At 72.5% G+C, this 25,588-nt stretch carries 23 protein-coding genes and 1 riboswitch; of the genes, 16 read left to right on the top strand and 7 right to left on the bottom strand.

Going from position 1 to position 25,588, the window contains the following annotated elements; translation table 11 throughout:
• Positions 1-97 precede the first annotated feature (97 nt).
• Both ACTXG6_RS42330 and ACTXG6_RS42325 read left to right on the top strand, forming a co-directional pair.
• A complete protein-coding gene (locus ACTXG6_RS42330) occupies positions 98-946 on the top strand; it encodes a helix-hairpin-helix domain-containing protein (RefSeq protein ID WP_445184933.1) in 849 nt (282 codons plus the stop codon).
• Positions 943-3,384 (top strand): DNA internalization-related competence protein ComEC/Rec2, encoded by a 2,442-nt coding sequence (locus tag ACTXG6_RS42325; RefSeq protein WP_445184932.1) that lies wholly within the window; start codon positions 943-945, stop codon positions 3,382-3,384. Before ACTXG6_RS42330 ends, ACTXG6_RS42325 begins: the two co-directional genes overlap by 4 nt.
• Before the next feature lie 145 nt (positions 3,385-3,529).
• On the opposite strand, the gene thrC is transcribed toward ACTXG6_RS42325, so the two are convergent.
• Positions 3,530-4,792, bottom strand: a complete 1,263-nt coding sequence (thrC, locus tag ACTXG6_RS42320; RefSeq protein WP_445184931.1) for a threonine synthase — start codon at positions 4,790-4,792, stop codon at positions 3,530-3,532.
• Between the two features lie 9 nt (positions 4,793-4,801).
• Positions 4,802-4,959: riboswitch (SAM riboswitch) on the bottom strand.
• 247 nt (positions 4,960-5,206) lie between these two features.
• Between thrC and holA the strand changes: the two genes are divergently transcribed.
• The gene (holA, locus tag ACTXG6_RS42315; protein WP_445184930.1) at positions 5,207-6,211 is read left to right on the top strand and encodes a DNA polymerase III subunit delta; all 1,005 of its coding nucleotides are present in this window, start codon (positions 5,207-5,209) and stop codon (positions 6,209-6,211) included.
• Between the two features lie 261 nt (positions 6,212-6,472).
• Here the strand turns inward: holA and rpsT are convergent, their stop codons facing one another.
• Positions 6,473-6,733, bottom strand: coding sequence for a 30S ribosomal protein S20 (gene rpsT / locus ACTXG6_RS42310; RefSeq protein WP_445184929.1), 261 nt, complete (start codon positions 6,731-6,733; stop codon positions 6,473-6,475).
• A 199-nt stretch (positions 6,734-6,932) separates the two neighbouring features.
• On the opposite strand from rpsT, the gene ACTXG6_RS42305 reads away from it, so the two are divergent.
• The gene (locus tag ACTXG6_RS42305) at positions 6,933-7,286 is read left to right on the top strand and encodes a WhiB family transcriptional regulator (protein ID WP_445184928.1); all 354 of its coding nucleotides are present in this window, start codon (positions 6,933-6,935) and stop codon (positions 7,284-7,286) included.
• Here ACTXG6_RS42305 and cynS read toward each other — a convergent pair.
• On the bottom strand, positions 7,240-7,704 hold the full coding sequence (cynS, locus tag ACTXG6_RS42300) for a cyanase (RefSeq protein ID WP_445184927.1): 465 nt from the start codon (positions 7,702-7,704) through the stop codon (positions 7,240-7,242). The two genes, ACTXG6_RS42305 and cynS, sit on opposite strands and share 47 nt — an antisense overlap.
• A gap of 219 nt (positions 7,705-7,923) precedes the next feature.
• On the opposite strand from cynS, the gene ACTXG6_RS42295 reads away from it, so the two are divergent.
• Entirely contained in the window at positions 7,924-9,522 is a 1,599-nt protein-coding gene (locus ACTXG6_RS42295; protein WP_445184926.1) for an MFS transporter, read from the top strand.
• 173 nt (positions 9,523-9,695) lie between these two features.
• The gene (gene lepA, locus ACTXG6_RS42290) at positions 9,696-11,543 is read left to right on the top strand and encodes a translation elongation factor 4 (protein WP_445184925.1); all 1,848 of its coding nucleotides are present in this window, start codon (positions 9,696-9,698) and stop codon (positions 11,541-11,543) included.
• 106 nt (positions 11,544-11,649) lie between these two features.
• On the opposite strand, the gene ACTXG6_RS42285 is transcribed toward lepA, so the two are convergent.
• Complete coding sequence (locus ACTXG6_RS42285) at positions 11,650-12,057, bottom strand: MarR family winged helix-turn-helix transcriptional regulator (protein ID WP_445184924.1); 408 nt, start codon at positions 12,055-12,057, stop codon at positions 11,650-11,652.
• Positions 12,058-12,198: 141 nt separating this feature from the next.
• Positions 12,199-13,176 (bottom strand): zinc-binding dehydrogenase, encoded by a 978-nt coding sequence (locus ACTXG6_RS42280; RefSeq protein ID WP_445184923.1) that lies wholly within the window; start codon positions 13,174-13,176, stop codon positions 12,199-12,201.
• 44 nt (positions 13,177-13,220) lie between these two features.
• On the opposite strand from ACTXG6_RS42280, the gene ACTXG6_RS42275 reads away from it, so the two are divergent.
• The 10 genes from ACTXG6_RS42275 (at position 13,221) to ACTXG6_RS42230 (ending at position 23,623) form a co-directional block, all read left to right on the top strand.
• Complete coding sequence (locus ACTXG6_RS42275; protein WP_445184922.1) at positions 13,221-13,424, top strand: hypothetical protein; 204 nt, start codon at positions 13,221-13,223, stop codon at positions 13,422-13,424.
• Between the two features lie 5 nt (positions 13,425-13,429).
• Positions 13,430-13,939 carry a ribonuclease domain-containing protein gene (locus tag ACTXG6_RS42270; RefSeq protein ID WP_445184921.1) on the top strand — a complete coding sequence of 170 codons (510 nt, stop codon included), beginning with the start codon at positions 13,430-13,432 and terminating at the stop codon, positions 13,937-13,939.
• A gap of 228 nt (positions 13,940-14,167) precedes the next feature.
• A complete protein-coding gene (locus ACTXG6_RS42265) occupies positions 14,168-15,739 on the top strand; it encodes an aldehyde dehydrogenase family protein (protein WP_445184920.1) in 1,572 nt (523 codons plus the stop codon).
• Positions 15,740-15,741: 2 nt separating this feature from the next.
• A complete protein-coding gene (locus ACTXG6_RS42260) occupies positions 15,742-16,896 on the top strand; it encodes an NAD(P)/FAD-dependent oxidoreductase (RefSeq protein ID WP_445184919.1) in 1,155 nt (384 codons plus the stop codon).
• Between the two features lie 38 nt (positions 16,897-16,934).
• Positions 16,935-18,092 (top strand): Glu/Leu/Phe/Val family dehydrogenase, encoded by a 1,158-nt coding sequence (locus ACTXG6_RS42255; RefSeq protein WP_445184918.1) that lies wholly within the window; start codon positions 16,935-16,937, stop codon positions 18,090-18,092.
• An 82-nt stretch (positions 18,093-18,174) separates the two neighbouring features.
• The gene (locus ACTXG6_RS42250; protein WP_445184917.1) at positions 18,175-18,549 is read left to right on the top strand and encodes a PadR family transcriptional regulator; all 375 of its coding nucleotides are present in this window, start codon (positions 18,175-18,177) and stop codon (positions 18,547-18,549) included.
• Entirely contained in the window at positions 18,546-19,919 is a 1,374-nt protein-coding gene (locus tag ACTXG6_RS42245) for a permease prefix domain 1-containing protein (protein ID WP_445184916.1), read from the top strand. Before ACTXG6_RS42250 ends, ACTXG6_RS42245 begins: the two co-directional genes overlap by 4 nt.
• A 72-nt stretch (positions 19,920-19,991) precedes the next feature.
• Positions 19,992-20,894 (top strand): LysR family transcriptional regulator, encoded by a 903-nt coding sequence (locus ACTXG6_RS42240; protein ID WP_445184915.1) that lies wholly within the window; start codon positions 19,992-19,994, stop codon positions 20,892-20,894.
• A gap of 164 nt (positions 20,895-21,058) precedes the next feature.
• Positions 21,059-23,266 carry a thiamine pyrophosphate-dependent enzyme gene (locus ACTXG6_RS42235; RefSeq protein ID WP_445184914.1) on the top strand — a complete coding sequence of 736 codons (2,208 nt, stop codon included), beginning with the start codon at positions 21,059-21,061 and terminating at the stop codon, positions 23,264-23,266.
• Positions 23,267-23,314: 48 nt separating this feature from the next.
• Positions 23,315-23,623 carry an ArsR/SmtB family transcription factor gene (locus tag ACTXG6_RS42230; RefSeq protein WP_445184913.1) on the top strand — a complete coding sequence of 103 codons (309 nt, stop codon included), beginning with the start codon at positions 23,315-23,317 and terminating at the stop codon, positions 23,621-23,623.
• Between the two features lie 8 nt (positions 23,624-23,631).
• Here the strand turns inward: ACTXG6_RS42230 and ACTXG6_RS42225 are convergent, their stop codons facing one another.
• Together ACTXG6_RS42225 and ACTXG6_RS42220 are read right to left on the bottom strand one after the other, a co-directional pair.
• Entirely contained in the window at positions 23,632-24,399 is a 768-nt protein-coding gene (locus ACTXG6_RS42225) for an enoyl-CoA hydratase-related protein (RefSeq protein WP_445184912.1), read from the bottom strand.
• Entirely contained in the window at positions 24,396-25,466 is a 1,071-nt protein-coding gene (locus tag ACTXG6_RS42220; protein ID WP_445184911.1) for a LacI family DNA-binding transcriptional regulator, read from the bottom strand. Before ACTXG6_RS42220 ends, ACTXG6_RS42225 begins: the two co-directional genes overlap by 4 nt.
• Positions 25,467-25,588: the final 122 nt, after the last annotated feature.

Here is a 25,588-nt window from a genome sequence, read left to right as displayed (position 1 = left end):
GAGCGGCCCGAGCGGCCCGAGTGGCCTGAGTGGCCCGGAGGCGCGGCCGCGGTCAGCGGGTGCCGGTTCGGCGCCGCCGTGGCCGCTGGGTCCTGAGGTGCCCAGGCCTCGGTCGGCGGGACGCGGCGGCCCGGAGCCCGGCGGCCCGGCGGCGGCTCCCGTCGGGTCGGGTACCGGTACGGGGGAGCCGTGGACCTCCCCCGCGGAGACAACCGCGCCGCTGCCCCTGCTGGCCGGCGCGTCGGATCGGCTGGCCCGGCTGGGCGAGCGCTGGATCCCGCCGAACTGGCGTGGGCTCCGGCTCGATCCGGGTCGCCCGGGTGCGGTCGCGCTGGCTCTGGTGGCCGCCGTGGCGGCGGTGCTCGCGGCCGTCGGGGTGTGGCGGGACCGGCCGGTCGCCGAGCAGCCGCCGTCGCTCACCGTGGCCGGTGCGGCCGAGCTGGCCCCGACCTCGGCGGTGTCCGGGGCGGTCGGCCGGCTGCCGGGCGCGGGGCAGCCGCTGGTGGTCAGTGTGGCGGGCAAGGTCCGGCGGCCGGGGCTGGTCCAGCTGCCCGAGGGGGCCAGGGTGGCCGATGCGCTGGCCAAGGCCGGCGGACCGGTGCGCGGGACCGACCTGACCTCGCTGAACCTGGCGAGGCGGGTGGCCGACGGCGAGCAGATCCTGGTGGGGGTGGCACCGCCGGCCGGTTCGCCGGACGCCCTCGCACCTGGCGGCGCCGTCGGTGGCCCGGCCGCCGGGGCGCCGGCTTCGGGAGGCAAGGTCGACCTGAACCGGGCCACCGCCGAGCAACTGGACACGCTGCCCGGGGTGGGGCCGGTCACCGCCCAGCGCATTCTCGACTGGCGGACGCGGCACGGCCGGTTCAGCTCGATCGACCAACTGCGTGAGATCGAGGGAATCGGCGAGCGGCGGTTCAGCCAGCTCCGGGACCAGGTGACGATATGAACGGCAGCCGGTCCGGATCGACCGCGACCCGGTCCGGCCCGACCGACGGCCAGCCCGCGCTCGATCTACGCCTGTTGCCAGCCGCTCTGCTGAGTTGGTTGACAGTCATCCTCGGGCTCACCGCGGGCTGGGCGGCCGCCGCGGCGGTGACCGCGCTCGCGGCGCTCGCGGTCCCGCAGGCCTGGGTGCGCCTGCGCCGGCGACCCGATTCTCGGTCGGCCCCCGGGGTGCTCGCCGCGGCCGGCTGCGTCACCGCCGCGGGCCTGGTGATCACCCTGACCGGCTACCAGCTTGCGCATCACCCGCTGCGGCCGTCCGCCGAGCGAGCGAGTGCGGCCACCGCCCGGGTCGTGCTCAGCGGTGACCCGGCGCCGGTGTTCGACGGGGCGGCCGCCGGTTACGGCGGTCGCCAGGGCGGGGCCAGCCAGTTCGCCATCCCGGCGGAGCTGGTCAACGCCAGCGCGGACGGGGAGCACTGGACGGTCGGCGGTCGGTTGCTGCTGATCGCGCCCCGGGACGGCTGGGCGGAGCTGCTGCCCGGGGTCGAGCTGACCGCTTCCGGACTGCTCGCCCCGGCGACCAGGGCGGATCTCACCGTGGCGGTGCTGCGGGTCCGAGGGCCGCCCTCGGAGGTCACACCGCCACCGTGGTGGCAGCGCGGCGCGGACGCTCTGCGCGACGGGCTGCGCGGCGCGGCGGCCGCGGTGCTGCCGGAGCAGTCCGCCGCGCTACTGCCCAGCCTCGCCATCGGTGACACCAGCGCGATGCCATGGACGTTGCGCGAGGAGTTCCGGACCACCGGGTTGCTGCACCTGACCGCAGTCAGCGGTGCGAATGTGGCGATGGTCTGTGCCGCGGTGTTCGGGTTGCTCGCGCTGTTGCGGGCCGGGCCGCGTGCCCGGGTGCTGCTCGCGCTGTTGGCGCTGGTCGGGTTCGTGATCCTGGCCCGGCCGTCGCCCAGTGTGCTGCGCGCGGCGGTGATGGGAGCGGTGGCGCTGCTCGCGGTGTTGGTGGGCCGGCGCCGCTCGGTGCTCCCGGCGCTGGCGGCGGCCGTGCTCGGGCTGTTGCTGGTCGACCCCGCGCTGGGCACCGATCCCGGGTTCGCGCTGTCCGTGCTCGCCACCGGTGCCCTGGTGCTGCTGGCTCCCCCATGGTCGGCGTGGTTGCGTCAGCTCGGCGTGCCGCCGGGGGTGGCCGAGGCGCTCGCGGTGCCGGCGGCCGCCCACCTGGTCACCGCGCCTCTCGTGGCGGGGCTGTCCGGGCAGGTCAGCCTCGTCGCGGTGGTGGCGAACCTGCTGGCCGCGCCGGCGGTCGCCCCGGTCACCGTGCTCGGTGTGCTCGCCGCCGTCGTGTCGCCGGCCAGTTCGGTGCTCGCACAGCTGTGCGCCTGGCTGGCCAAGCCCGCCGTCGGCTGGCTGGTCTGGGTGGCGCACTGGGGTGCCACCGTCCCGGGTGCCGCGTTGACCTGGCCGGCCGGAATCCGGGGCGCCGCGCTGCTCACCGTCGCGGTGATCGTCGGCGTGCTCCTGCTGCGCCACCGACGGCTGCGCGCGCTGCTGGTGGCGGCGGTGATCGGGGTGCTGCTGATCGTGATCCCGACCCGGTTCGTGACGCCGGGTTGGCCGGCCACCGGGTGGTCGGCGGTGGCCTGCGACGTCGGCCAGGGTGACGCGGTCGTGCTGGCCACCGGCCAGGCCGGGCGCGGCGTGCTGGTGGACACCGGCACCGAGGACGGCGCGGTGGACGGCTGCCTGAGCCGACTCGGGATCAGCGTCCTGTCCCTCGTGGTGATCACCCACCTGCACGCCGACCACCTGGGCGGGTTGGCCGCGGCGCTGGGCGGCAGGGCGGTGGGCGCGGTCGCGCTCGGCCCGGCGCATCAGCCGGCCTGGGCCGACGAACGGGTCCACCGGGCCGCCGCCGAGCGGAACATCCCGGTGCTGGAGCTGCGCGCGGGCCAACAGCTGGACTGGCCGGCGCTGAGCCTGCGGGTCCTCGGTCCAGTCGACCCGGCGGACCCGGTCGACCCGACCGACGGCACCGACGTGAACAACACCTCCCTCGTGCTGCGGGCGACCGCGCCGACCGGCACCCTGCTGCTCACCGGTGACGTCGAACTACTGGCCCAGGCGAGCCTGTTGACCTCCGGTGTCGACCTGCGGGCAGACGTGCTCAAGGTCCCGCACCACGGGAGCCGGTACACCTCGCCCGGCTTCCTGGCGGCGGTGCATCCCCGGCTCGCCCTGGTCAGTGTCGGCGCCGGCAACACCTACGGGCACCCGAACTCGACGGTGCTGGACGCGCTCCGCCGGGCCGGCACGCTGGTGCGGCGTACCGACGAGTCCGGCGACGTGGCCGTGGTGGCCTCCAGGGAGGGCCCGGTGGCGGTGGCCCGAGGTCATCCCCGGCCGGCGCCCCGCCAGCGTGGACGCGGCTGAGCCCGGCCGCTCGACGTGATCTGTCGGTGCGGCCGGGCTCAGTGGTCGGGTACCCCGGTCAGTTGGCTCAGCGGTGGGTCGGCTCAGCGGTCGGTTGGCTCAGCGGTGGGTCGGCTCAGCGGTGGGTCGGCAGGGGTGGGTCGGCTCAGCCCTGCAGCACGCGCCGGACCTCGGCGGTGGAGGACGACACGGTGGCGGTCGGGCCCACGTGACCGGCGACCGCGTCGAGCGTCTTCAGCCCGTCGCCGGTGATCAGCAGCACGGTGTCGGCCTCCGGGTCCAGCTGACCGGACTCGATCAACTTGCGGGTGCAGGCGAGGGTGACCCCGCCGGCGGTCTCCGCGAAGATCCCCTCGGTCCGGGCGAGCAGCCGGATCGCGTCCACCACCTCGGCATCCGACACGTCCGCCACCGCGCCCCCGGTACGCCGCACGGTGTCGAGCACGTAGGGGCCGTCCGCCGGGTTGCCGATGGCCAGCGAGCGCGCGATGGTGTCCGGCCGGACCGGACGGATCACGTCGTGGCCCTCCGCGAATGCCGCCGAGACCGGCGAGCAGCCGGTGGCCTGTGCGCCGAACACCTTGTACGGCGTCGGCTCCACCAGGCCCAGCGTGCCGAGCTCGCGGAACGCCTTGTCGACCTTGGTCAGCTGGGAGCCGGAGGCCACCGGCACCACGATCTGCTCCGGGAGCCGCCACCCCAGCTGCTCGGCCACCTCGTAACCCAGCGTCTTGGAGCCCTCGGCGTAGTACGGGCGGACGTTCACGTTGACGAACGCCCAGTCCTCTTCTTCGGCGGCCAGCTCGGTGGCGAGGCGGTTCACGTCGTCGTAGTTGCCGTCCACCGCGATCAGGGTGCCGCCGTACACGGCGGTCATCTGGATCTTGGCCTGCTCGAGCGACTTCGGGACGAGCACCACCGAGCGCCAGCCGGCACGGGCCGCGGCGGCCGCGACGGCGTTCGCCAGGTTGCCGGTGGACGGGCAGGCCAGCACGCTGAAGCCGAGCTCACGGGCGGCGGCCAGGGCCACCGCGACCACGCGGTCCTTGAACGAGTGGGTGGGGTTGCCGGTGTCGTCCTTCAGCCACAGGTTCTTGAGGCCGATTTCCTTGCCGAGCCGCTCCGCGCGCACCAGGCGGGTCATCCCGGGCTCGGTGTTGGGGTGGCGGGTCACGTCGGTCGGCACCGGCAGCAGCGAGGCGTACCGCCAGATCGACTTGGGACCGGCCTCGATGCGCTCCCGGGTGACGCCGACGAAGTCGTAGGCGACCTCGAGCGGGCCGAAACACTCCGGACAGGCGAACTCCGGGGCGAGCGGGATCTCATGGCCACACTCGCGACAGGACAGGGCACGGGCCGGCCCGAGGTCGAGCGAGGTGGAAGCGGATAGCGTGGTGCTCACGGACATCGCGAGGTCTCCTCATCTGTCCCGCAACATGCGGGTCGGAATTGGCACCGTGATCACTGAGCGACCTCGCCCATGACGGGCGTGCTGCGCAACGGCTATGCGCAGATCGGTCAATGCCGGTTGCCGGGGCTTCGCAGGGCCGTTCCCTCTGCCCCTCTGGATGAGCCTTATTCAGTTGTGGCCCGCGCTCGGACCGCTCGCCATCGGAGGTGAGCTAAGGCCACGTTACGTCAAGGTTGCCCATTCCGCCCAGTCTGTTCCGCGATCTGGGAGCCGGCTCACTCGCCCGGCGCGGGCCGCCCTGTTGCCTGTGCGCTCCGGGCCGCCCGCCCGGGGGATGCGGGCCAGGGCTCCCTCCGGTGCCCTCGGGGTGGCACGTCCGGGGGTGTCCGGCGGGGCTGGGACGATGGCGGCATGAGCAGCCCGCCCGCGAGCCAGGCCGACCACGGCGCCGCGATCAGCGTGACCACTCCGCCGCTCCGGTTGATCGTCGGCGACGAGGAGCTGCTGGTCGAGCGGGCGGTGGAGAACGCGCTGGCCTCGGCGCGGGCGGCCGACCCGAGCGCCGAGCTGCGCAGGGTCGCCGCCGCTTCGCTGACCAGGGCCGAGCTCGCCGAGCTGATCAGTCCGTCGCTGTTCGCCGAGGGGCGGGTGGTGGTGCTGGACGCGGCCCATGAAGCGAGCAAGGACGTCGCCTCGATGATCACCGACTACGTCGCCGACCCGGCCGACGGGGTGAGCCTGGTGGTACTGCACGCGGGGGGCGCGCGTGGCAAGGCGCTGGCCGACGTGTTGCGCGGCGCGGGTGCCGAGATCACTGAGTGCCCGCGGGTGACGAAGTACGACGAGCGGGTGGACTTCGTCCGCGCCGAGATCCGCCGGGCCGGTGGGCGTATCACCCAGGAGGCCATCCGGGTGCTGCTCGACGCGGTGGGCAACGACCTGCGCGAGCTGGCGGCCGCGTCGGCGCAGCTGGTCGCGGACACCGACGGCGGTGTCGACGAGAACGCGGTGCGCCGGTACCACCGGGGCCGCGCCGAGGTCACCGGGTTCGCGGTGGCCGAGAAGGCGATCACCGGGGACCGCTCCGGTGCACTCGAGGCACTGCGCTGGGCGATCGTGCTGGGGGTGCCGGCGGTGCTGGTGGCCGACGCGCTTGCCGACGCGGTCCGTACGGTGGCCAAGGTCGGTGCGGCCGGCCGGGGCGACCCGTTCAAGATGGCCGGGGCACTGGGCATGCCGCCGTGGAAGATCCGCAAGGCGCAGGCGCAGGCCCGCGGTTGGCGGCCGGCCGGGATCGCGCTCGCGATGGCGGCGGTGGCCGTGGTCAACGCCGACGTCAAGGGCGCGGCGCCCGACCCGAACTATGCGCTCGAGCGCGCCGTGCTGCGGATCGTGGAAGCCCGCGAGGTCAGCTAGCTGCTGTTGTGGCTGGCACAGACCGGGTGCTGCCCGCACAGCCCGTGCACGGGCTGTGCGGGCCACAGCGGGTCTGTGCGAGGCGCGAGTGGGCGGGCGCGCCGGCGGTAGGGCACAGCAAATCGGCGGCGCTACCCCACGGGAGTGGACAGCGCCGCCGATGGCCGCAGCGGGAGTTCTACTCAGTTCATCGCCGCCGACCCAGCGGGTATTACAGCTGGGGCGAAAGAAAGTTCTGAGGCGATGTACGTCGGTGAGCGATCAGCTCGCGTTGACCTTGCGGGCCATCGCGGCCTTCTTGTTCGCGGCCTGGTTCTGGTGGATGACACCCTTGCTGGCCGCCTTGTCCAGCGCGCGGCTGGCGGAGCGCTGACGCTCGACGATCTTGTCGTTGTCCCCGGCTTCGAGGGCTTCGCGGAAGCGGCGGATCGAGGTCCGGAGGGCTGACTTGACCGACTTGTTGCGCTGGCGGCGCTTCTCGTTGGTCTTGACCCGCTTAATCTGCGACTTGATGTTGGCCACGCGACTGCCTCTGGTCTTCCTGTTCGTCGTTGTTCGCCGCGCGCCGCTGACTGGCGACGGGCCGCTGCAGCCCGGCGGGAGGATCACGCGGGCATTCGACTTACCAGGGTAACAGCGCCCCGAAGTCTCAGGGTTCCCGGGGCGAATCTCCGTATCTTCCCTGATGTCCGGGCGCCGCCGCCCGACAACCATCGTGGTCATGAGGGGAACAACAAACCTGACGGCCACGACGTCCCACCCGCCCTGCTCGAAGGCCGACCCCGAGCTGTGGTTCGCCGAGCGCCCGGCCGACCTGCACCTCGCCAAGGCGCTGTGCGGGCACTGCCCGATCAAGGCGGCCTGCTTGGCGGGCGCGCTGGACCGGGAGGAGCCCTGGGGCGTCTGGGGCGGCGAGATCATCCAGCAGGGCGTCGTGCTCGCCTACAAGCGGGGCCGGGGTCGGCCGAGCAACGCCGACCGGCGGCTCGGCCTGGTGACCAAGGTCGCCAGCGACCACGGACCCGAGCTCACCAGACCCGGTACGACAGGAACTTTCCACTCAAGGTCAGCTTGACCCGGTCGCCCTTCGGGTCGGGCACCCGCTCGAAGTCGAGTTCGAAGTCGATCGCGCTCATGATGCCGTCGCCGAACTCCTCGCGGATCAGCTCGCTGATCGTGCTGCCGTAGACCTGGATGGCTTCCTGCAGCCGGTAGACGATCGGTTCGCTGGTGTCCACCGCGTCGACACCGCGCACCGGCGGCAGCTGCAGTGCCTCGACGACCGCCTCGTCGAGCTCGAGCACGTTGCCGGCGGCGGCGGCCTGCTTCTCGCTGAGCGGCTGCTGGCCCAGCAGCGCCGAGGTGCTCCACTCGGTGGACTGCCCGACGGATTCGGCGATGGTCGCCCAGGACAGCCCCAGGCGCTTCTTCGCGGCGAGCACGGCGGTCGCGGCGTCGCGGCGGCTCAGGCTGGGCAGTGGGGTAAAGGTCATCTCACGCTCCCGGTGATGGTCGGTCCAGCTTGATCGTTGCCTGTCCTCCGGCCGTCGGCAAGCAGCCCACAGTGAACATGGTGTTGCTCACCGCGCCGCCGCTCCGGTCGACCAGCGCGGTCACACTCCCGGATCCGGCACACCGGATACTCGCTCCGGACACATCGGAGGGCCGCCGCGGCCGGGGACGGGGCGCCGGCTGGTGCACAGGGGTGGGCGATGGCCGCGGACAGGGCAGCGGACAAGGCAGCGGACAGGGCTCCCTCGCCGTGGGCGCCGCTGCGGTCGGCGGTGTTCCGGGCGCTGTGGATCGCGGTACTGCTGAGCAACATCGGCACCTGGATGCAGACCGTCGGCGCGCAGTGGCTGCTGGTCTCCGGGCCCGGTGCGTCGGTACTGGTCGCCCTGGTGCAGACCGCGAGCAGCCTGCCGGTGCTGCTGTTCGCGCTGCCGTCCGGGGTGCTGGCCGAGTTCCTGGACAAGCGCCGGCTGCTGCTGGTCACCCAGCTGTTCCAGACCGTGGTCGGGGCCGTGCTCGCGGTGCTCACCGCGACCGGTGCGATGGGCCCCTCGCTGCTGCTGGTGCTCACCTTCCTGCTCGGCGCGGGCGCGGCGGTGCAGCTGCCGGCGTATCAGGCGGTGATCCCCGAGCTGGTGCCGCGAGCCGAGCTGCCCGGCGCCGCCGCGCTCGGCTCGATCAGCGTCAACCTGGCCAGGGCGGTGGGCCCGGCCATCGCCGGGCTGGTGATCTCCTGGATCGGCGTCGCGGCGGTCTTCGCGATCAACGCCGTGACCTTCCTGGTGTTCGCGGCGGTGCTGGTGTGGTGGCGGCCGGAGCCGGTGGACCGGCCGCACCCCGAGGCGTTCCTGTCCGCGCTGCGGGCCGGCGGGCGCTACGTCCGGCATGCCCCGGTGGTCCGGCGGGTGATGCTGCGGCTGGTGCTGTTCATCGTGCCCGCCTCGGCGCTCTGGGCGCTGTTGCCGCTGATCGCGGACCGGCGCCTGGGTATCGGCTCCGGCGGCTACGGGCTGCTGTTGGCCGCGCTGGGCATCGGATCGTTGGTCGGCGCGGTGCTGCTGCCCCGGCTGCGCCGCCGGTGGAGCCCGACGATGCTGCTCACGCTGGCCAGCGTGAGCTACGCGGCCGCGCTGCTGGTGGTCGGGCTGGTGCGGATCCCGTGGCTGGTCGTGCTCGTGCTGCTGCCCGCCGGGGTGGCCTGGATCATGGTGCTGTCCAGCCTGAACGCGACGGTGCAGGGCTTCCTGCCGCGCTGGGTACGGGCCCGGGGGTTGTCGTTCTACCAGGTGGTGCTGTTCGGTGCCACGGCCGGCGGTTCGGCGCTGTGGGGGCTGGTCGCGGTGCCGCTCGACCTGCCGCTCACCTTCGTGGTCAGCGCGGCGCTGCTGCTGGCCGGCGCCGCGTCGGCGCGACTGCTGCCGCTGCTCGACGTGGCGGGGGTGGACCGGGGGGAGGCGCCCGCCTGGCTCGACCCGCAGCTGGTGCTCGACCCCGAGGAGAACCCGGGTCCGGTGCTGGTCACCGTCGAGTACGTGGTGCCCGGCGGCCAGCTCGACGAGCTGCTGGCCGGACTGGTGGCGGTGCGCCGCACCCGGTTGCGCACCGGCGCGGTCAGCTGGCGCGCCTACCGGGACGGCGAACGCCCGGAGCTGGTCGTCGAGCAGTTCGTCGTGCCGTCCTGGGAGGAGCACCTGCGCCAGCACAGCGGGCGGCTGACCGGCGCGGACCAGTTGAGCCTGGACCGGGTCCGCGAGCTGTCCGACCCGCCGCCCAAGGTCAGCCACCTGTTCTCGGTCTGATCGCACCCGCGCCCGGCGATCGCAGGCCGGTCCGTGCCCGCCGAGATGGCCGCCGAGATGGCCGCCGGGGTGGAGAGATCGGCCACCTCGGCGGGCGTACGCGCGGGGGCAGGTCAGCGGACGTGCGACCATGGAAGGAGCCCCGTCAGGGCCCCCGCCAGTAAAGGAACCGAGTGAGCACGTTCGCCGACCGCACGTTCACCGCGCCGGAGCGCATCCGCAACTTCTGCATCATCGCGCACATCGACCACGGCAAGTCCACCCTGGCCGACCGCATGCTGCAGTACACCGGCGTGGTCGACGAGCGCAACTACCGGGCCCAGTACCTGGACCGGATGGACATCGAGCGCGAGCGTGGCATCACCATCAAGGCGCAGAACGTCCGGTTGCCCTGGAAGGTGGGGGACACCGAGCACGTCCTGCACCTGATCGACACCCCGGGGCACGTCGACTTCACCTACGAGGTCAGCCGGGCGCTGGAGGCCTGCGAGGGCGCGATCCTGCTGGTCGACGCCGCGCAGGGCATCGAGGCGCAGACCCTGGCCAACCTGTACCTGGCGCTGGAGAAGGACCTCACCGTCATCCCGGTGCTCAACAAGATCGACCTGCCGGCGGCCGACCCGGACCGCTACGCCGCCGAGCTCGCGCACATCGTCGGGTGTGAGCCCGAGGACGTGCTGCGGGTCAGCGCGAAGACCGGGTCCGGGGTGCGTGAGCTGCTCAACGAGGTGGTCCGGCTGGTGCCGGCACCGGTCGGCGACCCGGAGGCACCGGCGCGGGCGATGATCTTCGACTCGGTCTACGACACCTACCGGGGCGTCATCACCTACATCCGGGTGGTGGACGGCCGGATCACGCCGCGCGAGCGAATCAAGATGATGTCCACCGGCGCCGTGCACGAGCTGCTCGAGGTCGGCATCGTCTCGCCCGACCCGAAGCCCTCCGAGGGCCTCGGCGTCGGCGAGGTGGGCTACCTGATCACCGGGGTGAAGGACGTCCGGCAGTCCAAGGTCGGCGACACCGTCACCTCCCAGCACCACGGCGCCACCGAGGCGCTGACCGGCTACCGCGAGCCGCGCCCGATGGTCTACTCCGGGCTCTACCCGGTGGACGGCTCGGACTATCCGGAGCTTCGCGAGGCGCTGGACAAGCTGCAGCTCAACGACGCCGCGCTGACCTACGAGCCGGAGACCTCCACCGCGCTGGGCTTCGGCTTCCGGTGCGGGTTCCTCGGCCTGCTGCACCTGGAGATCACCCGGGACCGGCTGGAGCGCGAGGCCGGCCTCGACCTGATCTCCACCGCGCCGAACGTGGTCTACCGGGTGGTGCTCGACGACGGGTCCGAGATGACCGTGACCAACCCGTCGGACTGGCCGACCGGCAAGGTGGCGGAGATCCACGAGCCGATCGTCAAGGTCACCATCCTGGCGCCGTCGGAGTTCATCGGCTCGATCATGGAGCTGTGCCAGGCCCGGCGCGGCCAGCTGGGCGGCATGGACTACCTGTCCGAGACCCGGGTCGAGCTGCGGTACACGATGCCGCTGGCCGAGATCATCTTCGACTTCTTCGACGCGCTGAAGTCCCGGACCCGGGGCTACGCGAGCCTGGACTACGAGGAGGCCGGCGAGCAGGCCGCCGACCTCGTGAAGATCGACATCCTGCTGCAGGGCGAGCCGGTGGACGCGTTCTCCGCGATCCGCCACCGGGACTCCGCCTACGGCTACGGCACGACGATGGCGGCGAAGCTGCGCGAGCTGATCCCGCGCCAGCAGTTCGAGGTGCCGATCCAGGCCGCGATCGGTTCGCGCATCATCGCGCGGGAGAACATCCGGGCGATCCGCAAGGACGTGCTGGCCAAGTGCTACGGGGGCGACATCACCCGTAAGCGCAAGCTGCTGGAGAAGCAGAAAGAGGGCAAGAAGCGGATGAAGACGATCGGGCGGGTCGAGGTTCCGCAGGAGGCCTTCGTGGCGGCGCTGTCGACCGACGAGTCCGGCGACAAGGCGAAGTCGAAGAAGTAGTAGCGGGCGGTGCGCGGCCGCGGCGCACCGTCGTTGGTGCTGCCCGGCCGCCCCGATGGGGCCCGCGGCGGGCGGCTGGCCGGCCGCCCCATCCGGTGGTGCGAGGTTACTTGGCGACCGGAATGGACTCGGCGACGCGGTTCAGCAGGCTGCTCAGTGCCTGGCCGCCAGTGGCGATCTTGCCGAGCGCGCCGTCCACCCGCTGCTCCAGCTGACGGCTGATCCGCTCCACGACCTGCCGGCCGTTCGGTGCCAGGTGTACCAGCACCCGCCGGCGGTCGTTGGGGTCGTTGCGGCGGAACGCCAGCGAGTGGGCGACCAGGCGGTCGACCACCCGGGTGGCGGTCGGGTTGGGCACCGCCGCGTGCTCGGCGATCTCACCCATGCTCCGGCCCCCTCCTCGGGAGAGTAGGAGCAGGACCCGCCAGCCTTCCCGGCTCAGCCCTTCTTGCGCGGTGACGGGAGTCAGAACCGCGTCGACAGCCCGGTCGGCATGATCGAGAAGTTCGACCACACTGACGCAATCCGGAGGGGTACGCGTGACGCAATCCGGAGGGGTGCGCGGTGAAGGCACGGATGGACTAATCACGACAAAAGAGTGTACGTGTCATCGCTCGAAAGTGGTATATGACCTGGCACCGATGGGTGATTGCGGTCATTTGTTTTGCGCACGCGTGAAGATGATCTTACCCGCGGTCCTGCCTTCCAGCATGGCCCGGAACCCTTCTTCCGCCTGCTCCAGCGGCAGTTCCAGCCCCACCTCGGGGACGATTCCGGCGGTGTCCACGAACGCCAGCAGGTCGCGCAGCTCGTCGAGAGTTCCCATTGTGGAACCGATCACACGAAGCTGCAGGAAGAACAGCCGCTGCAGGTCAGCGGGCGGGTTCGGGCCGCTGGTCGAGCCGGAGCAGACGATCACGCCACCCGGCTTCAGGGCGCGCAGGGAGTGGCTCCAGGTCGCCTCGCCGACGGTCTCGAAGACCCCGTCGACCTTCTCCGGCAGCCGCTCGCCGGAGGCGAAGGTGGCGTGCGCGCCCAGCTTCTCAGCGAGCGCCCGCTTGTCGTCGCCGCGGCCGGTCACCCAGACCCGCAGCCCGGCCGCGCGCCCCAGTTGGATCAACGCGGTGGACACCCCGCCCGAGGCGCCCTGCACGAGCATGGTCTGCCCCGGCCGCAGCCCGGACTTGGTGAACAGCATCCGGTAGGCGGTCAGCCACGCGGTGCCCATGCCGGCGGCGCGCACCGCGGACAGCCCGGCCGGCTTGGGTACCGCATTGCGCGCGGGCACCACCACGGTGTCGGCGAAGCTGCCCTGGTGTCGCTCGGTGAGCAGGCTGCGGCGCGGGTCGAGCGTCTCGTCGCCGGTCCAGCTCGGGTCGCCGATCACCGAGTGCAGCACGACCTCGGTGCCGTCGGCGAGCGTGCCGGCACCGTCGCAGCCCAGGATCATCGGGAACTGCTCCGGCTTGATGCCGACGCCGCGCAGGGTCCAGATGTCGTGCATGTTCAGGCTGGCGGCGGTGATGTCGACGGCCACCCAACCGTCCGGTACCTCGGGTTCCGGGCGGTCCCCGACGGTGAGGGAGGCGATCGGGTCGTCGCGGTTGGGCTCGGCTGCGTAAACGGCGAACATGGCCTCGACGGTAGTCCGCGGGGCGTCGGTCTACCCTGTGGGGCGTGTTGCGTTCGCTGGCCGACTGGTGGGATTCGGTCGAACTCTGGATCACGCAGTTGGCGTTCCCGTTCCAGGTCGTGCTGGCCATCGTGGTGTTGCTGCCGCTGTGCGGTGGGGTCGCCGTGCTCGCCGACCTGGCCTCGGACAAGGTGGACGGCTGGTGGGCCCGCTACCGCGGCGCCCGGAGCGATCGCCCGGGGAGCTGACCGGGGTGTCCCGTGCCGATAGCCGACCCCTGGGCCGGCGGCTGACCTGGCTGGTCGGCCTGGTCGGCCTGGTCGGGTTGCTGGGCGCGCTGCTGCTCGGGTGCTCGGCCGGTACCGCCACCTCCACCGCCCAGTCGCTCGCCGGGTCGAGTGCGGCCTCGGCCGCGCCGGCCGGCTGTCCCGCGCCGTCGGCGAGCGCCCCGGGGGCGAAGGAGTCACACCTGCCGGTGCGCTCGCTGTGTGCGCTGCCCGTGCAGGTCGCCCAGGTGTGGCGGACCATCCAGACCGGCGGGAAGTTGACCTACTCGCGAGACGGCATCGTGTTCAACAACGCCGAGCACCTGCTGCCGGCGCACACCCGCGGCTACTACCACGAGTACACCGTGCCGACGCCGGGTTCACGGGATCGCGGCACTCGGCGGTTGATTACCGGCCAGACCCATGAGGTGTACTACACGGGCGATCACTACGTGTCTTTTGTGGTGGTCGACCCGACCGCTGTTGCCGGCAATTGAGGGCATTACCTGCTGAATCTTGCGTAGCGGGGGTACTGACCGCCACCAATAGAGTGGCAGGTATTCCCAGTTCTCATTCGGTGCGCCCGGCGGCCGGCACTTCGCCCGCCCTGGCGTCTTCGCGCATGATCGGCGCCGCGAGCGCAAGCGCTGCTGGGGTTCAGCGCCGGTAAGACTTCGGCCGGCGGGCCTCGGCAGCGCCGCCACGGCCGCCTAGGGTTCTCTCCCATGGTGCCGATGCAGCTGGCCTCGATCGTCGACGGTGTCGAGGTCGCGGGTGGAGCGGAGTACACGTCCCGCAATCCGAGCCGGTGTGACGAGGTGGTGGCCGACGTCCGACTGGCCGCCGCCGAGGACTTCCGCCGCGCCGCCGAGTCGGCCAAGCGGGCCCAGGTCGCCTGGTCCGAGGTGCCGGCGCCGGTCCGCGGCCGGGTGATCGCCAACCTGGGCCGCCTGGTGGAGGCCAATAAAGAATCACTAGCGGCACTGGTCGTCAGAGAGATCGGCAAGCCGTCCGCCGAGGCGCTCGGCGAGGTGCAGGAGATCATTGACACCTGCGACTTCTTCCTCGGCGAGGGCCGGCGGCTCTACGGCCAGACGGTCCCCTCCGAGATGCCGGACAAGCAGCTGTTCACCTTCCGGGTGCCGGTCGGGGTCGCCGCTGTGATCACCGCCGGCAACTTCCCGGTCGCGGTGCCGTCCTGGTACCTGGTGCCGGCGCTGCTGTGCGGCAACGCCGTGGTGTGGAAGCCGGCCGAGTACGCGGCGGCCAGCGCGCGGGCGCTCGCCGAGCTGGCCTGGCGGGCCGGGGTGCCGGCCGGGGTGCTGAACCTGGTGTTCGCCGACGGTGCGAGCACCTACAACGGCCTGGAGCAGGCACTCGCCGCCGGGGTGGTGGACAAGGTCGGGTTCACCGGGTCCAGCGCGGTCGGGGTGCGCATCGGTGAGCTGTGCGGCCGGCACCTGCAGTCGCCGTGCCTGGAGCTGGGCGGCAAGAACCCGATGGTGATCGCCCCGGACGCCGAGCTGGACCTGGCGGTGGAGGGCGCGCTGTTCTCCGGGTACGGCACGGCCGGGCAGCGCTGCACCTCGCTCGGTTCGGTGATCGTGCACGCCGACCTGCACGACGAGTTCATCCGCCGGTTCGACGCCGCGGTGCGGTCCGCGAGGATCGGTGACCCCACCCGGGACGTGCTGTACGGGCCGCTGTTGGACGAGAAGTTCGCGGACGGGTTCGAGAAGGTGCTCGGCTGGGTCGCCGCGCACCACCGCGTGCTCGGCTCCAGCTCGGTCGGCCGGATCACCTCCAGTGCCCCGAGGGACGGCTTCGTCGGCGACCCGGCCGCCGGGCTGTTCTACCACCCGGTGGTGCTGGACGGGGTGCGCGCCGAGGACGAGGTGTTCCAGCAGGAGACGTTCGGCCCGCTGGTCGGGGTAACCACCTACCGCGACCTGGACGAGGCCATCGAGCTGGCCAACGCGCCCGGCTACGGGCTGTCCGCCGCGATCTACACCACCGACCCGGCCACCGCGTTCCGGTTCCGCGCCAAGGTCGGCGCCGGCATGGTGAGCGTGAACAACTCGACCTCCGGCGCGGAGGCGCACCTGCCGTTCGGCGGCAACGGGAAGTCGGGCAACGGCAGCCGGCAGTCCGGCATCTGGGTGCTCGACCAGTTCACCCGCTGGCAGTCGATGAACTGGGACTTCTCCGGCAAGCTGCAGAAGGCGCAGATGGACGTCGCAACGGTGGAGCCGGACCTGGACTACCGGCTGTCCAGCCTCGACCAGCCGGAGCGCTGAGCATGGCCGCCGAACTGCCCGGGCGCGCCGAGGTGGTGGTGATCGGCGGCGGTGTGGTGGGGACCAGCGCGGCGTTCCACCTGGCCGAGGCTGGGGTGGACGTCCTGCTGCTGGAGCGCGACGAGCTGGCCTCCGGCAGCACCTCGCGGGCGGCCGGCGGGGTGCGCGCGCAGTTCTCCGACCCGGTGAACATCCAGCTCGGCCTGCGTAGCCTCGAGGCGTTCGAGCGGTTCGCCGACCGCCCGGGTGGCGAGATCGACCTGGTGCAGCACGGCTACCTGTTCCTGCTGGACAACACCGACGACGTGGCCGCGTTCCAGCGCAACGTGGCGGTGCAGAACGAGCTCGGGGTGCCGAGCCGGATGTTGGACGTCGCCGAGGCGTGCGCGATGTCGCCCTACGTCAACCCCGAGGGACTGCTCGCCGCGACGTTCTCGGCCCGCGACGGGCACTGCACGCCGGAGGCGGTGGTGGCAGGTTACGCCGCCGGTGCCCGGGCGCACGGGGCGACCATCCGGCGGCACTGCACGGTCACCGGGATCGACGTGGTGGACGGCGCGGTCACCGGCGTGCGCACCGACTCGGGCACCGTCGGTACCGGCACGGTGATCTGCGCGGCGGGTGCCTGGTCGGCCCGCGTGGGCGAGCTGGCCGGGGTGGCACTGCCGGTGCGGCCGCTGCGCCGCCAGGTGGTGGTCAGCGAACCCGTCGCCGACCTGCCCCCGGAGCTGCCGTTCACCATCGACTTCGGCACCTCCTTCTACTTCCACGACGAGGGCCCCGGACTGCTGATGGGGATGTCCGACTCCGAACAGGGCTTCGGCTTCGACACCTCGCGCAGCGCGGAATGGCTCGGCCGGTTCGCCGAGGTCGTGGCGCGGCGGGCGCCGGCACTGTCCGAGGTGGGCATCGCGCACGGCTGGGCCGGGCTCTACGAGATGACCCCGGACCACAACGCGGTGGTCGGCGAGGCGGCGGCGGTCAGCCGGTTCCTCTACGCCACCGGGTTCTCCGGGCACGGCTTCCTGCAGGGCCCGGCGATCGGCGAGGTGCTGCGTGACCTGGTACTCGGGCACACCCCCGTGGTGGACGTGTCCGCGCTGGACGTGCGGCGGTTCGCCGGCCTGGCGTCGCGGCCAGAGCTGAACTTCGTCTGACCTCTGGTGTCTCCCTACCGATCACAACCGAATCCTGGATGGGCACTATGACAGCCGACCTGCTGGAGAGCATCGACGAGTGGGGCCCGGAGAAGATCGTCTGCGTGTCCGACCCCCGGACCGGGATGCGCGGCGTGCTGGTGATCGACAACACCGCGCGCGGCATGGGCAAGGGCGGCACCCGGATGAGCCCGTCGGTGACCGTGGCGGAGATCGCCCGGCTGGCCAGGGTGATGACCTGGAAGTGGGCGGCGGTCGACCTGTTCCACGGCGGCGCGAAGGCCGGCATCCGGTTCGACCCGGCCAGCCCGGACAAGGAGCGGGTGCTGCGGGCGTACGTGCGCCGCCTCGCCGACCAGATCCCGTCGTCCTACGTGGCCGGGCTGGACATGGGCATGACCGAGAACGACGCGGCGATCATCCAGGACGAGCTCGGTGACCGCGGCGCGGCGGTCGGGGTGCCCGAGCAGCTCGGCGGGGTGCCCTACGACGAGCTCGGGGTGACCGGCTACGGGGTCGCCGAGTCGGTGGACGCGGCGCTGCGCAGGGCCGGCCGGTCGGTGAAGGGTGCGCGGGTGGCGTTCCAGGGGTTCGGCGCGGTCGGGGTGGCCGCCGCGCGCCGCCTCGACGAGATGGGCGCGACGGTGGTGGCGCTGTCCACGTCCCGGGGCGGCGTGCACGACCCGGGAGGGCTGGACGTCGCGCACTGGCTGGCGTTGCGGGCCGAGCGCGGTGACGACTGCGTACTCGGCGTGGCGCCCGGCGAGCGGCTGGCGGCGGGGGAGGAGCTGGTGCTCGACTGCGACGTGCTGATCCCGGCCGCCATCCAGGACGTGATCGACGCGGCGGTGGCGGCCCGGATCCGGGCGTCGCTCGTGGTGGAGGGCGCGAACCTGCCGACCAGTCCGGAGGCGCGCACGGTACTGGCCCGGCGCGGCGTGACCGTGGTGCCGGACTTCATCGCAAACGCGGGTGGGGTGGTTGCCGCCGCGTTCGCGATGGACGCCCGGTACTCGGCGTTCCGCCCCGACCCGGCGGCGATCTTCGAGGCGGTCTCCAGCCGGCTGCGGCAGAACACCGACACCGTGCTGGCACACGCCGAGTCGACCGGGGTGACGACGCACGAGGCCGCACTGGACATCGCCACCGAACGGGTCCGCACCGCGATGCGCCTGCGCGGCCGCCTACCCCGCTGACACAGACCACTTGATACCTAGTAGTACTATGCATCGTAGTACTATGCATCGTGCTTCTAGGGTTGCTGCGGGGTGAGGACCGGTGAAGGTCGCCAAGGATCTGGTGGCCGCCTCGGCGACTCCGATGGTGCTCGGCATCCTGGCCGAGGAGGCGAGCTACGGCTACGCCATCCTCCGGCGGATCAACGAGCTCTCCGGGGGCGAGCTGGACTGGACCGAGGGGCTGCTCTACCCGTTGCTGCACCGGCTGGAGCGCGTCGGTCACGTGGAGTCGAGCTGGCAGTCGGTCGCGGGGGAGCGGCGGCGCAAGTACTACCGCATCACCGACCAGGGCCTGGCCGAGCTCGCCGAGCAGCGTCGCCAGTGGGACACGGTCGTGGACGCGCTCAAGGCGATCTGGCAGGGCCCCGGTGATGTCAGGTCGTTGACAGTGCGCCCGCTGGAGGGGCACGCATGACGGCGGTGGGTGGCCAGGACGAGTTGGAGGCGCAGTTCGCGCAGTGGCGTGACTACGTACAGCGCCGCCGGGAGCTGCGACAGCCCGACGTCGACGAGCTCGAGGACCATCTGCGCGGCTCCGTCGACGAGCTTGTCGGGAGCGGCCTGCGCGCCGACGAGGCATTCCTGGTCGCGGTGAAGCGCATGGGCAGCCTGGACGAGCTGTCGCGCGAGTTCGCCCGGGAGCACTCGGAACGGCTGTGGAAGCAGCTCGTGCTCACCGATGATTCCGACAGCCCGGCGGCGCGGACCCGGTCGCGGCGGGTCCTGCTCGCGATGGTCGTCTGCGCGGCCGGCGCGGCGGCGTCGATCAAGGTTCCGGAGCTGTTCGGGCTGAGGTTGGCCTCGGACGGCACGTTCTACGGGCCGAACCTCAGCGTGTTGGCGCTGCCGTGGCTGGCCGGCTTCCTGGCCTGGCGCAGGCAGGCCCGCCGCCCGCTGATCGGGATACTGGTGGGGCTGTTCGCGCTCGGTGCCGCGGCGGCCAACGCCTATCCGCTGCCCGAGGCGTCGCAGTCGATGGTCATCACCAGCATCCACCTGCCCATCGCCCTGTGGCTCGTGGTGGGCTTGGCCTATGTGGCCGACGAGTGGCGCTCGTCCCGCCGACGCATGGACTTCATCCGCTTTACCGGTGAGTGGTTCGTCTACTTCGTCCTCATCGCGCTCGGCGGCGGTGTCCTCACCGCATTCGTCTTCGGCACCTTCCAGGCGATCGGGATCGACCCGGAGAAGTTCGTCTCGCTCTGGCTCCTGCCCTGCGGCGGCATGGCCGCGACCGTCGTGGCCGGGTGGCTCGTCGAGGCGAAGCAGAGCGTGGTCGAGAACATCGCCCCGGTGCTGACGCGGCTGTTCACGCCGCTGTTCACGGCGGTGCTGCTCGCCTTCCTCGTGGCGATCGTCTGGACCAGCGCCGGCATCGACGTCGAGCGCCAGGCGCTGATCCTGTTCGACCTCCTGCTGGTCGTGGTGCTGGGGCTGCTGCTCTACTCGACCTCGGCCCGTGATCCGCTGGCCCCGCCCGGGCTGTTCGACAAACTGCAGCTCGCCCTCGTGGTCAGCGCGCTGGCCATCGACGTGCTGGTGCTGGTGGAGATCGCCGGGCGCATCACCGAGGGCGGCACCACGCCCAACCGGACCGCGGCGCTCGGCGAGAACGTCATCCTGCTGGCCAACCTCGCCTGCTCGGCGTGGCTGCTGCTGGGGTTCCTCCGTCGGCGCACGCCGTTCGCGGCGCTCGAGCGCTGGCAGACCGGCTACCTGCCCGTGTACGCGGCGTGGGCCTGGATCGTGGTCCTGGCCTTCCCGCCCCTGTTCCACTACGTCTGACCGCTCCAGCCCCGTGAGTGGCGAGTGGTCCTACAGGGCCACTCGCCACTCACAGGGTCATACGATCACCGGGTGCTCAACCCGATCCACCTGCACACGCTGCGGGCCTGCGTGCGCACCCGGTCGTTCGCCGAGGCGGCCCGGGAGCTCGGGTACACCTCGTCGGCGGTGTCGCAGCAGATGTTCCAGCTGGAGCGCTCGGTCGGCGCGGCGCTGTTCGAGCGGTCCGCGCGCAGCGTGCGCCCCACCGCGGTGGCCGAGCAGCTCGCTGAGCGCAGCGGGGCGGCACTCGGTGCGCTGAGTACCCTGGAACGCGAGGCGGCGGCCATGGTCCGGGGTGAGGCGGGCAGCCTGCGGCTGGCCAGCTTCGCCACCGCGAACGCCCGGATCGTGCCGGCCGCGCTCGCCGCCGTGGTGGCCCGGCGCCCGAACGCCGAGGTGCAGCTGGACGAGGGCGAGCCGGACGAGGTGCTCGACGGCGTGCTGGAGGGCACGCTGGACGCCGCCGTGGTGTTCGACTACGACCGGGACCGCCGCGACTGGCCGGTCGAGCTGCACCGGGCCGAACTGCTCACCGAGCCGTTCGCGCTGGCCGTGCCACCCGGGCACCGGTTCGCCGGGCAGGCCGAGGTCGATCTCGCCGAGGCCGCGACCGAGACCTGGATCTGTACCAGGGCGGACACCGCCGGCGCCCGCTCGCTGGCCAGGCTGGCCGCCGACGCCGGGTTCGTGCCGCGCATCGTGTTCCGCAGCAACGACTACGGGGTGATCCGCGAGCTGGTGGCCAGGGAGCTCGGGGTCGCCATGCTGCCCGCGCTGGCCTGGCCGGACGGCGGCGTGCGGACTGTTGCCCTGGCCGGCAGCCGCCCCTTCCGGCAGGTGCTGGTGCTGTACCGGCCGAACAACACCAACCCGATGCTGCCGCTGGCACTGGACTGCCTGGAACAGGCCTGCGCCGAGTTCCGCTGGGACTGAGAGCTCACACAGCTCGCCCGGCTCCACACAGCGGCTCGAGCAGCTGTGTGAGCGTGACGCGAGCTGTGTGAGGAAGAGGCGAAGGTGCGCTGGGGCTCAGGGGGACGGACCGAGGGGGTGGCGGCTCTTGGCGCGGGCGGCCGCGTCGACAAAGCTGCGTACTGATGAGCGAGCCGATTGACGAGTACTTCGCCGCCACCGTCCTGGCACCGGCGGCCGCCGGATCGTTGCCCGCCGGGCTCACCGCGGAACGCGCCCTTGGCCTGTTCGACGCCCAGATGGGCAGCCGGCACCTCGACCTGGCCGCCCGCGCGCTGGGCTCGCGCGGCGACGGTTTCTACAGCATCGGCTCGTCCGGGCACGAGGGCAACGCGGCGGTGGCGGACGCACTGCGGCCCACCGACCCGGCGCTGTTGCACTACCGCTCCGGCGCGTTCTACCTGCGGCGGGCCAGCCAGGTGCCGGGCCAGTCGCCACTGCGGGACGTGCTGTACGGCATCACCGGCGCTGTCGACGAGCCGATCTCCGGCGGCCGGCACAAGGTGTTCGGCAACAAGGCGCTGGCGATCATCCCGCAGACCTCCACGATCGCCTCGCACCTGCCCCGCGCCGTCGGTCTCGCGTTCGGTCTGGAGCGCGCCGCCAAGCTGGGCGTGGGCGGCGCGCTGCAGACCGGATGGCCCGCCGACTCGGTGGTGGTGTGCAGCTTCGGTGACGCCTCGGCGAACCACTCCACGGCGGTCGGCGCGGTCAACACCGCGCTGCAGCTGCGCCACCGGGGTCTGCCGCTGCCGCTGTTGCTGGTCTGCGAGGACAACGGCATCGGGATCAGCGTGCGCACCCCGGACGGCTGGATCGAGGCGGCCTACCGGGACCGGCCCGGGCTGCGCTACCTCGAGGCGGACGGCTCGGACCTGGCCGCGTCCCTGGCGGCGGCGCGGGAGGCGGTGAGCTGGGTGCGGACCCGGCGCGCGCCGGTGTTCCTGCGGCTGCGCACGGTGCGGCTGATGGGCCATGCCGGGTCCGACGTGGAGCTGGCCTACCGGGGCGCCGGCGAGATCACCGCCGACTATGCCCGCGACCCGGTGGTGCGGACGGCGCGGCTGCTGGTGGACGCCGGGGTGCTGAGCCCCGAGGAGGCGCTGCGGCGCTACGAGCGCACGCGGGACGAGGTGGCGCGGATCGCCGAGGACGCGGTCGGGCGGCGGCGGCTGGGCTCGGCCGGTGAGGTGATCGCCCCGTTGGCGCCGTCGAGCCCGGCCCGGGTGGCCGCCGACGCCGCCGGGATCGCCGACCCGGAGACCCGGCGGCGGGCGTTCGGCGTCGACCGGGGCGGCCAGCTACCGGAGCGGGCCGGCCGGCTGACCCTGGCGCAGGCGATCAACCACGGGCTGGCCGAGGTGCTCGCCCGGGACGGCGCGGCGGTCGTGTTCGGGGAGGACGTCGCGGTCAAGGGCGGCGTCTACGGGGTCACCAGGGGGCTGCGCAAGCGGTTCGGCGGCGCCCGGGTGTTCGACTCGCTGCTCGACGAGCAGAGCATCCTGGGTACCGGGCTGGGCATGTCGCTGGCCGGGTTCCTGCCCATCGTGGAGATCCAGTACCTGGCGTACCTGCACAACGCGATGGACCAGCTGCGCGGCGAGGCCGCCACGCTGCGGTTCTTCTCCCAGGGGCAGTACCGCAACCCGATGATCGTGCGGATCGCCGGCCTGGCCTACCAGAAGGGCTTCGGCGGGCACTTCCACAACGACAACGGGGTGGCCGCGCTGCGGGACATCCCCGGGTTGGTGGTGGCCGTGCCGGGGCGCCCGGACGACGCCGCCGCGATGCTGGCCAGCTGTGCCTCGGCGGCGCGCACGGACGGCCGGGTCTGCGTGTTCCTCGAGCCGATCGCGCTGTACCACACCCGTGACCTGCACGAACCCGACGACGGCGGCTGGCTCGCCGACTACCCGGCGCCCGGCGGTGCACACGTCCCGCTGGGTAGTGGGCGGACCTACGGCGACGGCACCGACCTGACCCTGGTGAGCTTCGCCAACGGGCTGCGGATGAGCCTGCGGGTGGCGCGTCGGCTGGCCGCGCGGGGCATCGGCGCCCGGGTGCTGGACCTGCGCTGGCTGGCCCCGCTGCCGATGGCCGACGTGCTCCGCGAGGCCAACGCGACCGGGCGGGTGCTGGTCGTGGACGAGACCAGGGAGTCCGGCGGGGTGGCCGAGCCGGTGCTGGCCGGTCTCGTCGACGCCCGGTTCGCCGGTGAGCTGGCCAGGGTGAGCAGCGCGGACAGCTTCATCCCGCTCGGCCCGGCGGCGGAGCACGTGCTGCTGTCCGAGCGGGACATCGAGAAGGCGGCCCGGGAGCTGCTGCACCGCTGAGGGGTACATTCTGCGGCGGCTATATGCGTCTTCAGGTATGTTCTGGGCGTGTCCACCACGTTCGAAGTGCTCGCCGAACCCACCCGGCGGCGGATCCTCGACCTGCTGCGCGGCCGGCCCCGGCTGGTCGGCGAGCTCACCGAGGAGCTCGGGCTGACCCAACCGGGCACCTCCAAGCACCTGCGCGTGCTGCGCGAGGCCGGCCTGGTCCAGGTCCGCCCGGAGGCGCAGCGGCGCTGGTACGAGCTGCGACCCGAGCCGCTCGCGGAGATCGACGAGTGGCTCGCGCCGTACCGCCGGCTCTGGGCCACCCACCTGGACGCCCTGGAACGCCACCTGGACGCGATGCCGGACTAGAGCCGCCCTCAGACCGCCCAGGACGGCTTGCGCTTCTCGAGGAAGGCGCGGATGCCCTCCTGGCCCTCCTCGGAGGCGAACCGGGCGGCGGACAGCGTTGTCATGGTGGCCAGGTCGTCCGCCATGGTGGCGCTCGCCGGGCCGCGCAGCAGTTCCTTGGTAGCCGCCAGTGCCCCGGGTGCGCCGAGGCGCAGCATGTCGGCGAAGCGCTGTACCTCGGCGTCCACCGCGTCGGCCGGCACCGCGCTGGTGATCAGGCCGATCTCGGCGGCCCGGCGGGCGTCGAACGACTCGCCGGTGAGGAACAGCTGGTACAGCGCGGCGGCTTGGACCCGGGGGATCAGCGGCACCGAGATCACCGCCGGCACCACCCCGATGCGCACCTCGGAGAACGCGAACGTGACCGGTTCGGCGGCCACCGCGAGATCGCACGCGGCCACCAGGCCCACCCCGCCGGCCCGCGCGGGGCCGGCCAGCTTGGCGATCACCGGGGTCGGTGAGTCCCAGATCCGTTGCAGCATGTCCGGGAAGTCGGTGACGCCCTGCTCCGAGGCGCTGGCGCCGCGCGACTCCTTGAGGTCCATGCCGGCGCAGAACACCGTGCCGGTGTGGGTGAGCACGATGACCCTGGCCAGGTCCGATTCGATCGCGCTGCCCAGGTGCGCCCGAAGCTCGCGGCGCAGCTGGGTGGACAGCGCGTTGCGGTTGGCTGGCGAGTCCAGGGTGATCGTGGCGATCCCCGCGTCGATCTCCAGGTGGACGAGTTCGTCGGTCATCTCCGGACCGTATCCGGTGGCGGCCCGGTGGTCGTGCCGAGACGCACCGATACCGGCAGGTCCACGTCCGGGGGGAGGTTGCCGTCGAGCAGTTCGACCACCGCGCGCGCCGCCATCCGGCCCTTCTCGTCGGTGGGCTGCACCACGGTGCTGAGCACGGTCGGGAGCAGCCAGGGCAGGTCGGCCCCGTCGAAGCCGGCCACGCTGACGTCCTCCGGTACCCGCAGGCCCAGCGCGGCGGCCGCGCGCAGTACGCCGGCGGCGAGTACGTCGCTCTGTGCCAGCACGGCGGTGGGGCGCCGCTGTGCCGGTACGTCCAGCAGCGCGCGGCCGGCCCGCTCGCCCTCGTCCACCGCGTTGCTGGCTGTCTCCATCGCCGGGACCGGCCCGAACACGTCGAACACACCCTCCAGCCGGTGCCGCACGTCCCGGTAGTGCCCGACCGACCGCCGCACGTCGTCGACCAGGCCCCGGGTGCCGTCCAGGCGCAGCGGCATGGCGACCGTGGCGACCCGGCGGTGGCCGAGCTCGTACAGGTGGCGGCCCAGTTCCGCGATGCCGCCCCGGTCGTCGATGTCGATCAGCACCACGCCGTCCGCCACCGGACCCTCCACCCCGACCAGTGGCACGCCGCGCTGCAGCAGCAGGTGCAGTGCCGGGTCGTCCTCGAGCCCGCAGGTGGCGAAGATCGCGGCGTCCAGCGGGATCCGGGCGAGCTTGTCCAGGCCCGGCCGGCTGGTGTCGCCGGCGAGCAGCAGCAGCCCGACGCCCCGCGGACCGAGCACCTCGGTGATGCCGTCCAGCAGCTGGATCGCGACCGGGTCACGGAAGGCGTAGAGCAGCCGCTCGCCGACGAAGGTGCCCACCACGCCGCTGCGGCCCCGGCGCAGGGACGCGGCCAGCGGGTCCGGTCCGGCGTAGCCGAGCTCTCCCGCCGCGGTGAGCACCCGCTGGCGGGTCCCCGGGGTCACCCGGGGGCTGCCGGCGAACGCGAGCGACGCGGTGGACGGCGACACGCCGGCCCGCGCGGCCACCAGGGCGAGCGTCGGTCGGGTGTTGGCGGGCACGTCCAGACGGTAGCCCGGCGGGGCCAGGGTCGGTGATCGACGTCCGGCGGAGTGCGGTAAACAGCATTGTGGCGCCGTCGATGGGGACGTATGGTCGAGCTATCGAATCGATTCGACATTGA

The sequence above is a fragment of the Pseudonocardia sp. Cha107L01 genome (genome assembly GCF_052566575.1).
The sequence above is the reverse complement of the archived record's forward strand: the minus strand, read 5'-3'. Positions and strand labels throughout refer to the sequence as shown.

Excerpts from the sequence above, each read along its gene's own strand:
- ACTXG6_RS42325 (WP_445184932.1), top strand. The coding sequence starts at position 943 with ATGAACGGCAGCCGGTCCGGATCGACCGCGACCCGGTCCGGCCCGACC.
- thrC (WP_445184931.1), bottom strand. The coding sequence starts at position 4,792 with ATGTCCGTGAGCACCACGCTATCCGCTTCCACCTCGCTCGACCTCGGG.
- holA (WP_445184930.1), top strand. The coding sequence starts at position 5,207 with ATGAGCAGCCCGCCCGCGAGCCAGGCCGACCACGGCGCCGCGATCAGC.
- ACTXG6_RS42305 (WP_445184928.1), top strand. The coding sequence starts at position 6,933 with ATGAGGGGAACAACAAACCTGACGGCCACGACGTCCCACCCGCCCTGC.
- cynS (WP_445184927.1), bottom strand. The coding sequence starts at position 7,704 with ATGACCTTTACCCCACTGCCCAGCCTGAGCCGCCGCGACGCCGCGACC.
- ACTXG6_RS42295 (WP_445184926.1), top strand. The coding sequence starts at position 7,924 with ATGGCCGCGGACAGGGCAGCGGACAAGGCAGCGGACAGGGCTCCCTCG.
- ACTXG6_RS42280 (WP_445184923.1), bottom strand. The coding sequence starts at position 13,176 with ATGTTCGCCGTTTACGCAGCCGAGCCCAACCGCGACGACCCGATCGCC.
- ACTXG6_RS42265 (WP_445184920.1), top strand. The coding sequence starts at position 14,168 with ATGGTGCCGATGCAGCTGGCCTCGATCGTCGACGGTGTCGAGGTCGCG.
- ACTXG6_RS42260 (WP_445184919.1), top strand. The coding sequence starts at position 15,742 with ATGGCCGCCGAACTGCCCGGGCGCGCCGAGGTGGTGGTGATCGGCGGC.
- ACTXG6_RS42255 (WP_445184918.1), top strand. The coding sequence starts at position 16,935 with ATGGGCACTATGACAGCCGACCTGCTGGAGAGCATCGACGAGTGGGGC.
- ACTXG6_RS42245 (WP_445184916.1), top strand. The coding sequence starts at position 18,546 with ATGACGGCGGTGGGTGGCCAGGACGAGTTGGAGGCGCAGTTCGCGCAG.
- ACTXG6_RS42235 (WP_445184914.1), top strand. The coding sequence starts at position 21,059 with ATGAGCGAGCCGATTGACGAGTACTTCGCCGCCACCGTCCTGGCACCG.
- ACTXG6_RS42225 (WP_445184912.1), bottom strand. The coding sequence starts at position 24,399 with ATGACCGACGAACTCGTCCACCTGGAGATCGACGCGGGGATCGCCACG.